Here is a 12,012-nt window from a genome sequence, read left to right as displayed (position 1 = left end):
ATTTATCCAATGAAGTATTTCTTACACCTAATTCAGTATAGTAAATCTTTATTGAAAAGAAGTAACATTCAAAGAAATATATGGCTTATTTTCTTTAATTTAGGGAAAACAACAGATAAATTCCTTTCGTTTGTCGACAATTTGTGACAAAAATTTTACTATAAATTGAAAGTTACATGACACTTTCAAAAACACGTAAAAAAACTTATTCAAATTTGGTATACTCGGGAAATCCAATAATGAATAAATTTTTTAAAATAATGGATAGACAGGAGGGGCAATCCCATGAAATCTAAACTTCTGCGGTCAAAATGGATTGTTTTAGCATCACTTGTTTTACTCGTATTTTTGAGTGGCTGTGAAGGCATATCAGTACTTGATCCAAAAGGGCCAGTTGCGGAAAAGCAATATGATCTGATTATATACTCCCTATGGTTTATGCTTGGAATTATTGTAGTAGTATTCGCTTTGTTTACGTACATGATCATCAAATATAGGGAAAATCGCCCGAATCGTAAAGAAAGTGACTATGCTCCAAACCTACATGGTAATAAAGCAATTGAAGTAGTATGGACAGTTATCCCTATTATCATAGTGATAATGTTATCTATTCCAACAGTTACTACCCTATTTGATTTGGAGAAAGCACCCGAGCCTGTAGAAGCAGAGCCGGCGAAAGAACCATTGGTTATTCATGCAACAACAGCTGATTGGAAGTGGTTCTTCAGCTACCCAGAACAAAATATTGAGACGGTCAATTATTTACACATACCAAAGGACCGCCCAATTGAGTTTAAACTTACCTCAGCAGATGCGATGACAGCACTTTGGATTCCATCTCTCGGAGGACAAAAATACAACATGGCTGGTATGCAAACGACATTATTCCTTCAGGCAGATGAAGAAGGTGTCTATGATGGACGTAATTCCAATTTTAATGGAGAGGGCTTTGCAGCTCAGACCTTTAAGGTACATGCAGAAAGCGAGTCAGCCTTTAATGAGTGGGTAAGCAACATACAAAATGAATCTCCAAAATTAACACAAAAAAAGTATGATGAATTACTTAAACCTGGTCTAACAGATATAGATTCATTTTCTTCCACTCATTTAGAATATGTGAATCATGCCACAAGAGAAGGCATGGATTATTCAGTTAAACGTTATCGGGAGCTCTTTGAGCAAAAACTTCATTTAGACAAAATCAAAGAAGAGGAAACTTTTCAGTAAAGGATTAGGAAAGCAGGTGAAACCATGAATATAAAAGCCCTTTTAGTTGATGGCGACCCGCTCATTTATGGAGCAATGGTCTCTATTGGTCTTGTAACAATAGCAATCCTCTTTCTATTAACCTATTTTAAGAAATGGGGATGGCTATGGAGGGAATGGTTAACTACGGTTGATCATAAAAAAATTGGGATCATGTATATCCTGAGTGCCCTTGTCATGTTATTCCGTGGTGGAATGGACGCCATGATGATGCGTGTGCAGTTGGCATTTCCGGATTTAGGTTTTTTAGATTCCCAACATTATAATGAAATTTTTACAACACACGGTACAATTATGATTATATTTATGGCAATGCCATTTTTAATCGGATTAATGAATATTATTGTTCCATTACAAATAGGAGCACGAGACTTCGCATTTCCTTATTTAAATGCATTAAGTTTCTGGGCGTTCTTCATGGGGGCAATGTTATTCAACATTTCCTTCGTTATTGGAGGCTCTCCAGATGCTGGGTGGACAAGCTATACACCACTATCTGGTGCTGCTATGAGTCCTGGACCAGGGCAGAACTTTTACTTAATGGGACTGCAGCTTTCAGGGATAGGTACTTTAGCAACCGGGATTAACTTAATGGTAACAATCCTAAAAATGCGTGCACCTGGAATGAAGCTTTTCCATATGCCGATATTCACATGGTCAACACTAGTGACTTCATTTATAATCGTGTTTGCTTTTCCAATACTAACGATCGCACTAGCATTACTAACGATCGACCGTATATTTGGCTCACAGTTCTTTACATTAACAGGTGAAGGCTTACCAATGATGTGGGCAAACCTGTTTTGGATGTGGGGACACCCGGAAGTTTATATTGTAATCTTACCGGCGTTCGGAATATTTTCCGAAGTTATCGCCACATTTGCAAAGAAACGCCTATTTGGCTATAGTGCCATGGTGTGGTCAATGATTATCATTGCATTACTCAGCTTTTTAGTTTGGGTGCATCACTTCTTTACAATGGGTGCAGGCGCCTTTGTCAACTCTGTATTTTCCGTATCTACGATGTTAATTGCAGTTCCGACAGGGGTTAAAATATTTAACTGGCTTGCCACCTTGTATAAGTCAAAAATCGAATTCTCTGTCGCCATGTTGTGGGCATTAGCCTTCATCCCAAGCTTTATACTTGGCGGTGTTACAGGTGTTATGCTAGGAATGGCAGCAGCAGACTTCCAATTCCATAATTCTTATTTCCTTATTGCACATTTTCACTATGTGTTAATTGCAGGAACTGTATTTGCATGCTTCGCAGGTCTTGTATATTGGTATCCGAAAATGTTCGGTCACAAAATGAACGAGCGTATCGGAAAATGGGCATTCTGGTTTTTCGTAATTGGTTTCCATGTTTGTTTCTTCCCACAATACTTCCTGGGATTAGACGGCATGCCTAGAAGATTGTTTATAACAAATGTGGTAGAGTGGTTGCCACTAAACGTTATTTCAACTGTAGGTGCTTTTGGAATGGGCATCGGCTTCGCTATCTTCGTTTATAACGTTTACTATAGCTACCGTCACAGCGAACGTGAAGCAACAGGAGATTCTTGGAATGGCAATGGACGTACACTGGAGTGGGCTACAACTACACCAGTTCCTTATTACAACTTCGCCACTGTGCCATATGTGGATGAAATTGACCCATACGTAAGAATGAAGAAAGAAGGAAAAACAACCTTTGATGAACCTAATGTAAAACCGATCCACATGCCAAGCTATACCGGACGACCATTTATTATGATGGCTTTCCTTGGATTAGCAAGCTTTGGTCTCGTATTTGAATGGATTTGGCTGGCTATTGTTGGGTTAATTGGTGGAATTATTTTCATGATCCTTCGTACTTATGATTATGATGAAGGTTATTATGTAAGTGTTGAAGAAATTAAACGCACTGAGCGGAAAGCAAGGGGGTTATGATATGTCGGAAGAAGTAAAAACTACCGGTCCATTAGAATACAGAACGAATGAAGGTCAAATGACTATTCTCGGTTTCTGGATTTTTCTTGGAGCTGAGGTCGTCTTGTTTTCTACCTTATTTGCAACCTATGCAGTACTATTTGGCCGTACTGCGGATGCTCCGACACCTGCCGAACTGTTTGAGCCGGGCACCGTTTTAATCATGACCTTTTTATTGCTTACAAGTAGCTTTACATGTGGTTTAGCTGTCCATGAAATGCGAAGAGGCTCTGTGAAAGGTCTAACTAGATGGATGTTAGTTACACTTGTGCTTGGGTTAGGATTTCTTGGTTTTGAAATCTATGAATTTATTCATTATGCACATGAAGGTGCTACAATACAGTCCAGTGCCTACTGGTCAGGCTTCTTTATTTTAGCCGGTACCCATGGTTTACACGTTACACTTGGTATTGGCTGGGCATTCGCGTTACTGCATCAAATTTCAAAACGAGGTATAACAAACGTAACAAGCCGTAAATTCTTTATCATCAGTTTATATTGGCACTTCTTGGATGTTATTTGGATCTTCATTTTTACAAGTGTCTATTTAATAGGGATGGTGTTATAGTATGGCAAACAGTAAGAAACGAATACCAACCAACCATATTGTCGGTTTCCTTTTATCACTAGTTATGACCATTGTCGCTGCATGGGCAGCATTGCAGTCCGACTTACCAGTAATGTGGATTATAATTGGAATTATGGCACTTGCGGTTCTCCAAGCCGGTGTCCAATTATTCATGTTTATGCATGTTACCGAATCAGCAAGCGGGAATGGCCATGTACCATGGAATATGATGTTCCACGGCTTTGCACTTGCAGCAATTGTCGTAGCAGGTTCCCTATTCACGATGTCATTTGGGTTTAGTCATGACCATGGGGATAACGGGGGCAATGAGCAACATCATGAACAACATCAAGAGGAATCAGGATATTAGTATAAAGACGAAGGAGAAGGAAGTAATGAAAACAGAACTCGAAAGCGTACAAAAAAATACGTGGAAGCCAATGTTTTTATTTATTGCCTGTATCATTCTTACAGCCTTTTCCCTGGGTGGCTTTCTTTATTCCTCTTATGAGCCAAAGTTTATACTTTTAATAATTACTGTGCTTGCATTTATTCAAGCAATGTTTCAGCTATTTAAAATGCAACCAAGTCATGAATAAAAAAACGCGCTTGCTTCAACCTGATTACAGGTTCGGCAAGCGCGTTATATTTATTAGATTAATTTTCCTGTAGTGTAGCAGGTTTTTCTTCCACCAAAGCGATAATGAACATGATCCAAGCAACATGAGCACCAATAAGACTTCCGTAGAACATCATCCAAGAAATTGAAAAAACTCCAGGTGCGGTAAAAAACATAATTTGAAAACTGTACAACCACATACCGACGAGCAGCACGGATTGAACTACCGCAAATACCGGCCTCTTTAGTTGAATTAATAGAAATGGCGTAATTGTTGCCAATAACAAGAACATTGCAGTAACACCCATTTATCTCAGCTCCTTTGGTTGTTTTTTGAAAACGATTTCTCTTATAAAACTATTGTAACAAATAATTCCTATTTTGGACACAAAATGTACACATTTATTTTAAATTTATTTATTATTTCCCCTCTGATAAAATTACAAAACATATAGTGGTAGAAAAAGCTGTTAATTATTGAAAAACTGTCACATGATAAAATCCCCGACTTGTCTTATAATAGTACAAGGAGACATATTGTTACCAGTTGGTTTTAGCCAACGATTAACCTGTTAAGGAAAAGGAAGATAGATATAATGAACAAAAAAATGGGAGCAAAGCATAAATCAGTTGATATTTTATCAAAGACTGTAAAAACGGGAATTATACGATCCAATTTAATACCCATGTTTGCCGGTCTTACTTTAGCGATGTATACGTACCAATTCGGCATCATGGAAAAGCTCCCTGATATACTATTTGCGATAGTAGGCTCTGCGTTTGTCATCGCAGCAGCTGGAGCATTCAATAATCTGTATGACAGAGATATTGACGCTGTTATGGAAAGAACGAAAACCCGTCCAACCGTCACTGGTGATATTAACTTCCATACTGTCCTGTGGCTGGCTATCATATTAAGTATTACGGGGATCGGTTTATTAAGCTTAACTACTTGGCTTGCTGCATTACTCGGGTTTTTGGGGCTGTTCTTTTATGTTGTACCATATACGATGTGGACGAAAAGGAGAACAGTGTATAACACAGAGGTAGGGAGTATCTCCGGAGCCATGCCTCCACTAATTGGCTGGGCAGCAATATATCCTGATATTAGTCATCCAGCCGTCCTGGGATTGTTTGTTGTTATGATTATTTGGCAAATGCCGCATTTTTACGCGATCGCTATTCGAAACCATAAACAATATGAGGCAGCAAAGGTTCCCATGCTACCTGTAGTAAAAGGAATTAGAAGAACATATCTGCAAACAAATGTTTACTTGATCATCATGATTGCGATAAGTTTCCTTTTTGGTACATTGAGCTTGGGCTTAATGCTTGTTGCCCTATTGTTAAGTTCAGGATGGCTCATTTTAAGCATTACCCAATACCACAGAGCAAGCTCTGAAAAGTGGGCGATCTCTCTGTTTGTATATTCGCTTATTCATATGACAGTATTATTTTCAACTGTCATTATTTATTCGCTGATGGGGATTATTTTTAACTTATAGTTGGTGCATGAAAGCTGGTATTACAAAAGAGGCTCGGTTGGTGAGCCTCTTTTGTATTGTTCTAATATGAAGCTTGATTCAGGCATTTGTATTAAGCATCGCATATGTATTATAATGAGCAAATAGAACAGTGCCATAATCCCCTGTGTAGGAAGGAGAAATCACAATGCTAAATTGCTCCTGGTGCAATAAGAAGATCGGTGAAAATGACCCATTAAGCGCAATCGATATTAAATTCCATAAAGGAATGGATTTTTCTGATCGAGAAGGAGAAATTATTCCTGTATATCTAAAATCAGCAGATAAAAATGTTTCAATGATTGTAACCACATCAGATTCTCTTGCAAAGAAAAAAGGACAAGATGGCTTATTTCCTGTATGTAGTGATATTTGTGGAATAAATCTAAAAGAAGCTTTGAATGCGGATTTGGGAAAGTAATTATAAGATAGGATATTCAGGATAAGAAAGTAATGGATTATTATCGGGCTTGTTTGAATAACAGGATGTCTATTAATAGAAGTATGATCTAAAATAAAAGAACCTTATCCTATTCAGATAAGGTTCTTTTATTTTTAATATTTATTTTAAAAGATTATACAATTAGTTATTAGTGGCCTCTTTCAACCACTTTGCTGTTGGTGTGTTTGCTTCCAGCATATGTGTCGGCGTCCCTTCGAACAGAACATATCCACCTTCCTTGCCTCCTGCTGGCCCCATTTCAATAAGCCAATCACTTGCCGCAAGAAAATCCAAATTATGCTCAATAATGATAACAGAATTCCCTTTGTGCACAAGATTATGAAAAACATCTAAAAGCTTGTCATTATCTTGAGTGTGAAGTCCTAATGACGGTTCGTCCAGCAAATAGATCTGCCCCTCTTTTTTTAGTTGGCTGGCCAATTTAAGTCGCTGGACTTCTCCACCACTTAGAGAGCTTGTTGTCTGACCTAGTGTCAAATACTCTAACCCTACATCTTTTAATGTATTTACCTTTTTTACGATCTTTGGCAATGTAAAATAGTTATTTGTTTCATCTATCGTAAGATCCAAGACCTCTACTATATTCTTCCCTTGGTATTGATAAGATAATGCTTCTTCCGAATACCTTGTGCCTCCACAAGCTTCACAAGTAACAGTTACCGGGTCTGCAAAAGCAACGTCCGGGGTGGTTACTCCCTTTCCATCACAATAAGGGCATGCTCCTTTGGAATTAAAGCTAAATAATCCAGCTGGCTGTCCTGTTTCCTTCGCAAAAATCGAACGGATATCATCCATAATTCCCATATAAGTAGCAAGTGTCGAACGGCTGGAGGTTCCGATACTGCCTTGACTTACCGCTATGGTGTCCGGGTACTTTTCTTTGAAGGCCTGAAACATTAAGGAGCTTTTTCCTGAACCAGAAACTCCACATACAGAGACTAAGACATTTTTAGGTATCTCCACACTAATATCTTTCAAGTTATTATCAGTCGCTTTTGTTATAGTAAAATGCGCTTCCGCTTCTCTTGGATTTTTATTTACCACTGGTTTATGAGACAGGTCCGTAATAGCAGAAGCTTTATTTAATCCTTCCAGTTCACCTTGATATACTATTTCCCCGCCATGCACCCCCGCTCCCGGGCCCATCTCGATTATTTCATCTGCTGCGTTTATGACAGTGAGATTATGTTCGATAATAACTACGGTATTATGATTATCACGCAGTGTTTTAAGCACGTAAATCAATTTATCTATTTCTTCTGGATGAAGACCAGCACTAGGTTCGTCGAAAATGTACGTCATATTGTTTAGACTGCTACCCAGATGACGAGCAATTTTTACCCGTTGTGCTTCCCCACCTGAAAGAGTCCCCATCTTTCTAGCCAGACTTAAATACCCTAATCCTAATTTCACAAGTTGCTGTACACTGGGAATTGCCTGCTGTGCGATCGAGCTGCCAATCGGGTCTTTTATTTTTCCCAATTCCACAAGTAATTCTGTCAATTCCAATTGATCATATTCTGCGATATTTAATCCATTTATTTTGCATTCCAGAACTTTAGGGTTTAGGCCCGACCCTTCACAAACGGGACATAATGTATGTGTAGATACAGCTAAAACATCATCCTGAGATGTTTGTTTTAACTTTGATACATCCCTGTTAATGTAAAGACGCGTAAACCGTGGTAGTAATCCATCCCACTCATGATCATGAGGACCATCTTTCGTATGGAAAGGCGCAAATACCCGTTCGCCTTCTGGTGGTCCATAAATGAATAAGTCAAACGTTTCTTTTGGATAATCCTTTATCGGTATGTCAGGATTAAATAGTCCGCCAGTGATCATCCATCTGCCTTGCCATCCAGAAGGAGATAGTGGTTTAAATCTTACTGCATACTCTCGAAGTGACTTATTTAAATCGACAAGCTTATTTAAATCAGGTGCAATAACCTCGCCATACCCATTACATTCAGGACATTTGCCAAAAGAACTCTGGCTCGAAAAGTCGGTAGCTGTACCTATAGGCGGACTGCCAATTCGAGAGAACAATAGCCGAATCAATGGATGGATGTCCATATAGGTCCCAACTGTCGAGCGAGAATTACTTCCAACAGCTTTTTGTTCTACTACTACGACTGGACTCAAATGCTGCATCAGATCAGCATGAGGTCTTTCATATCTCGGCATCTGGTTTCTGACATAGAGAGGATAATTCAACGTCATTTGTCTTCTGCTTTCCGTCGCCAATGTATCAAAAACAACCGAGCTTTTTCCTGAACCTGAAATACCAGTAAATACATTTATTTTCTCTTTAGGTATATTGATGTCTATGTTTTTTAAATTATTTTCTTGAAGTCCTTTTAAAATAATTTCATCCTTATTTTTCGCCACTTTTTATCCTCCGTTTTCTAGGTAGATGCTTCACTAAAGAGTAGTTCCCTGTTTTGTGGAGATGTACACTGGATGCTGTAGGTAGTTTTTTGTTATGTGATTTACTAAATATTTTTTATGGATTTTCTTATTGCTTAATAGATCGTTGTTTGAAATAGGTAGACCCAATTCTTCTATAATAGTGTTCGAGCCTATATAATAGTTCCCGCTACTCCCAGGTGTTGTCACATACAACCCTCACATGTGGAGTGGGTGACGAGTTTTTTAGTATGAATCTAATATAAAAAGCCTATCCTTAAATGGAAATAGGCTTTTTAAACATTCTTAAGCGTTATTTAAACTAAATTTCACTCATACCCCTTACCAGAACATCCTTGTAAACCAACAAGTTTCAACCTTAAAGCCTCAAATATTGGAACGTCAGGAATATACAATGAACATCAAATTTTACAATTTATTTTAAGTATTCTTTATAAATTGCTTTGTAAGTGTCAATCATTTCTAAATAGTTTTCAATTGATACGTATTCGTCTATTTGGTGGGGTAAATTTGGAACACCAGGACCATAGATTACAAGGTCGAATTCATTTTCTGCTTTAGTAAATGCAGCTGCATCTGTCGTTGGTGAAATACCTGTTATAGGCAATTCTTGTTTTAAAACAAATTGGATTGATTTAATTAGTTCAGAATCAGGTTTTGATTGTACAGGGTAAATATCATAATCAACGATTAATTCTAGGTTAAAACCATCCTTTTTATTCAAGTCATCAATAATATTTTTTAACAATGTTTTAATTTTGCTATTATCAAACTCAGGAATAGTACGAATATTACCTTGTAATGTTGTAATAGCAGGAATACTGTTAACTTGATCCCCTCCATTGATAATTGTAATTGAATGTGCAGTTTCACCCAATACCTCATTCTTGTATTCGTTAGTGACTTCTTGCATTTCTGCATTAGCACGCATCACAAATTCATTAATATTTGCGATAGAATTAATACCTTCTTTAGGCATTGAGCTATGGGCCGATTTACCACGAGAAACAACTGTATAGTTCATTGAACCTTTGTGTGTGTAAATCAATGCTTGGCCAGTTGGTTCACCGATAATTAGTCCATCAAGATCATCTGCATATCCTTCTTTAGTTAATTGTTCAGAACCTAATTCACCGACTTCTTCACCAACAGTTCCCATGAACTTTAATGTTCCATTGATTTCTACGTTTTCTTCTTTGATTTCAATCATAGCGATAGCTAAAGCTACTAGACCTGATTTCATATCCGTTGAACCACGGCCGTATAATTTGTCACCATCAATCACAGCTGAGAATGGTGGGAATATCCACTCACTTTCATCACCAGCTGCCACAACATCTTCGTGTCCGCTGATACCTAAAACTTTACCGTCCCCCTTTTTGTATGTGGCGACTAAGCTTTCACGACCTTCACAATATTTAACTTTTTGGGATTCGATGCCATATTTTTTGAATAGATTTGCTAAATAATCAGCTACTTTCGATTCATAATCGTTTACCGATTTTATTTTGATTACATCTTGTAAAACTTTAATTCGTTCCTCTTTATTCAATGTATTGATCTCCTTTCGTAGAGGATCAGGATCAGTATCAAACCACTCTTTTGCCAGAAAGTCTAAATTTATGAGAATATTAGTCATAAGATACCCTTATAAGGAAAAAAGTAATCGAAAAGTGTAATTGATTCCCGAGTTATGCCGTTATATAATCACGGTTTTTATTAAATTACCAAAAAAGCCTTATTCTAATAAGAATAGGACTTTTAAAATGATACTTTACTTCAACTCCAACCTCACTACACACTCCACATGATTCGTCTGTGGAAACATATCAACAGGCTGCACCTCTTTCGTTTCATACCCGCCTTCATCCAGGATTTTGAGATCTCTTGCCAATGTAGATGGGTTGCATGATACGTAAACAATTTTCTTTGGTTTCATATCGATCATTGCCTGCAGAAAATCAACTTCACAACCCTTCCGTGGTGGGTCCACAACGATCACGTCTGGCCTCAAGCCCTGCGCCTTCCACCATGGCATTACTTTTTCTGCTTCTCCTACTACGAATTCTGCATTCGTAATCCCATTTAACTTGGCATTCATTTTAGCATCACTGATTGCTTCTGGAACAACTTCCACACCATATACCTTTTTGGCTTTCTGTGCTAAGAACAAAGAAATCGTTCCAATACCGCAATACGCATCAATTACAATGTCATTAGGTTCAATTTCAGCATATTCCAGGGCTTTATCATAGAGTTTCTTCGTCTGTGGAGGATTCACCTGATAAAACGACTTTGCAGATATGGCGAAACGGATATCTCCGATCGTGTCGTAAATATATTCTTCTCCCCAGATTACTTTCGTTTTTCTCCCTAAAATTACGTTTGTTTGCTTATTATTGATGTTATGCACGATGGATTTCACATGTGGATAGGTTTCCGTTAATTCCTTAATTAACTGCTCCTGATGTGGCAGCTTGTCCGTTCTGGTAACGAGTACAATCATCGTATCATTGGTAGCTCTCCCCGTACGTACCATGATATGCCTTAACACTCCACGGTCTTTCTTTTCGTCATATGCCCGGATTCCAAGGCGATCTGCAATACGGCGAACAGCCTCTACCATCCGATCGTTCACTTCATCCTGAATCACACATGTGTCCATATCCTCGATAATATGGTGGCTTCGTTTCTGATAAAATCCTGTAATCAGTTCTCCATCTCGTTCACCAACAGGAATGGAAATTTTATTACGATAACGCCACGGGTCCTCCATCCCTATTGTCGAGTGAACTGGTACGTGTTCCATATGGGCAATCTTCCGCATGACATTCTTTACTTGGTTCTGCTTCATTTCCAGCTGCATGACATAGCTCATATGCTGTAATTGACAGCCACCACATTTGTAATATACATCGCAAGGTGGTTCAACACGCTGCGGACTCGATTTTATCACTTTTAATAGCTTCCCGAATCCAAAATTTTTATTAACTTTTACTACCTTAACTTCTGCTTCTTCACCAGGAAGACCATGAGGTACAAATAATGGATACCCGTCAATTTTGCCTACACCATTTCCTTCATGTGTAAGATCTTCAAAGCTTATTGTCACTGTTTCATTCTTTTTAACCGGTGCTGCTTGTTTTCCCATTTATATCTTCCTTTACGTGCTAGT

11 protein-coding genes are annotated in these 12,012 nt (G+C 38.1%); 7 read left to right on the top strand and 4 right to left on the bottom strand.

What is annotated here, in order from left to right; all coding sequences use genetic code 11:
* Positions 1 to 285 precede the first annotated feature (285 nt).
* Genes qoxA through BME96_RS02935 form a run of 5 tightly spaced genes read left to right on the top strand, consistent with a single transcriptional unit; the run spans position 286 to position 4,401 of the window.
* Entirely contained in the window at positions 286 to 1,227 is a 942-nt protein-coding gene (gene qoxA / locus BME96_RS02955; RefSeq protein ID WP_060681297.1) for a cytochrome aa3 quinol oxidase subunit II, read from the top strand.
* Between the two features lie 24 nt (positions 1,228 to 1,251).
* The gene (qoxB, locus tag BME96_RS02950) at positions 1,252 to 3,195 is read left to right on the top strand and encodes a cytochrome aa3 quinol oxidase subunit I (protein ID WP_071648236.1); all 1,944 of its coding nucleotides are present in this window, start codon (positions 1,252 to 1,254) and stop codon (positions 3,193 to 3,195) included.
* 1 nt (position 3,196) lies between these two features.
* Positions 3,197 to 3,802: a cytochrome aa3 quinol oxidase subunit III gene (qoxC, locus tag BME96_RS02945; protein ID WP_019376928.1), complete on the top strand. Its 606-nt coding sequence runs from the start codon at positions 3,197 to 3,199 to the stop codon at positions 3,800 to 3,802.
* A gap of 1 nt (position 3,803) precedes the next feature.
* Entirely contained in the window at positions 3,804 to 4,172 is a 369-nt protein-coding gene (gene qoxD, locus BME96_RS02940; protein WP_060681300.1) for a cytochrome aa3 quinol oxidase subunit IV, read from the top strand.
* A gap of 25 nt (positions 4,173 to 4,197) precedes the next feature.
* Positions 4,198 to 4,401 (top strand): cytochrome C oxidase subunit IV family protein, encoded by a 204-nt coding sequence (locus BME96_RS02935; protein ID WP_060681302.1) that lies wholly within the window; start codon positions 4,198 to 4,200, stop codon positions 4,399 to 4,401.
* 58 nt (positions 4,402 to 4,459) lie between these two features.
* On the opposite strand, the gene BME96_RS02930 is transcribed toward BME96_RS02935, so the two are convergent.
* Positions 4,460 to 4,729, bottom strand: coding sequence for a hypothetical protein (locus BME96_RS02930; RefSeq protein WP_019376931.1), 270 nt, complete (start codon positions 4,727 to 4,729; stop codon positions 4,460 to 4,462).
* Positions 4,730 to 5,017: 288 nt separating this feature from the next.
* Here BME96_RS02930 and cyoE point away from each other — a divergent pair, with 288 nt between their 5' ends.
* Positions 5,018 to 5,926: a heme o synthase gene (gene cyoE / locus BME96_RS02925; protein WP_071648235.1), complete on the top strand. Its 909-nt coding sequence runs from the start codon at positions 5,018 to 5,020 to the stop codon at positions 5,924 to 5,926.
* Between the two features lie 166 nt (positions 5,927 to 6,092).
* A complete protein-coding gene (locus BME96_RS02920; RefSeq protein WP_071648234.1) occupies positions 6,093 to 6,365 on the top strand; it encodes a hypothetical protein in 273 nt (90 codons plus the stop codon).
* Positions 6,366 to 6,527: 162 nt separating this feature from the next.
* On the opposite strand, the gene BME96_RS02915 is transcribed toward BME96_RS02920, so the two are convergent.
* From BME96_RS02915 to rlmD, 3 genes are all read right to left on the bottom strand, one after another.
* Positions 6,528 to 8,798 carry an ATP-binding cassette domain-containing protein gene (locus tag BME96_RS02915; RefSeq protein ID WP_071648233.1) on the bottom strand — a complete coding sequence of 757 codons (2,271 nt, stop codon included), beginning with the start codon at positions 8,796 to 8,798 and terminating at the stop codon, positions 6,528 to 6,530.
* A 454-nt stretch (positions 8,799 to 9,252) separates the two neighbouring features.
* Complete coding sequence (locus BME96_RS02910) at positions 9,253 to 10,389, bottom strand: ArgE/DapE family deacylase (RefSeq protein WP_071648232.1); 1,137 nt, start codon at positions 10,387 to 10,389, stop codon at positions 9,253 to 9,255.
* Between the two features lie 222 nt (positions 10,390 to 10,611).
* Entirely contained in the window at positions 10,612 to 11,988 is a 1,377-nt protein-coding gene (gene rlmD, locus BME96_RS02905) for a 23S rRNA (uracil(1939)-C(5))-methyltransferase RlmD (protein WP_071648231.1), read from the bottom strand.
* Between the last annotated feature and the right edge of the window lie 24 nt (positions 11,989 to 12,012).

The organism is Virgibacillus halodenitrificans (assembly GCF_001878675.1).
GTDB classification, from domain to species: domain Bacteria; phylum Bacillota; class Bacilli; order Bacillales; family Amphibacillaceae; genus Virgibacillus_Q; species Virgibacillus_Q halodenitrificans.
Note: the sequence above shows the minus strand (reverse complement) of the source record. Positions and strands in the feature narration are given on the sequence as shown.

Excerpts from the sequence above, each read along its gene's own strand:
- BME96_RS02935 (WP_060681302.1), top strand. The coding sequence starts at position 4,198 with ATGAAAACAGAACTCGAAAGCGTACAAAAAAATACGTGGAAGCCAATG.
- BME96_RS02930 (WP_019376931.1), bottom strand. The coding sequence starts at position 4,729 with ATGGGTGTTACTGCAATGTTCTTGTTATTGGCAACAATTACGCCATTT.
- cyoE (WP_071648235.1), top strand. The coding sequence starts at position 5,018 with ATGAACAAAAAAATGGGAGCAAAGCATAAATCAGTTGATATTTTATCA.
- qoxC (WP_019376928.1), top strand. The coding sequence starts at position 3,197 with ATGTCGGAAGAAGTAAAAACTACCGGTCCATTAGAATACAGAACGAAT.
- qoxA (WP_060681297.1), top strand. The coding sequence starts at position 286 with ATGAAATCTAAACTTCTGCGGTCAAAATGGATTGTTTTAGCATCACTT.
- BME96_RS02920 (WP_071648234.1), top strand. The coding sequence starts at position 6,093 with ATGCTAAATTGCTCCTGGTGCAATAAGAAGATCGGTGAAAATGACCCA.
- qoxB (WP_071648236.1), top strand. The coding sequence starts at position 1,252 with ATGAATATAAAAGCCCTTTTAGTTGATGGCGACCCGCTCATTTATGGA.
- qoxD (WP_060681300.1), top strand. The coding sequence starts at position 3,804 with ATGGCAAACAGTAAGAAACGAATACCAACCAACCATATTGTCGGTTTC.
- rlmD (WP_071648231.1), bottom strand. The coding sequence starts at position 11,988 with ATGGGAAAACAAGCAGCACCGGTTAAAAAGAATGAAACAGTGACAATA.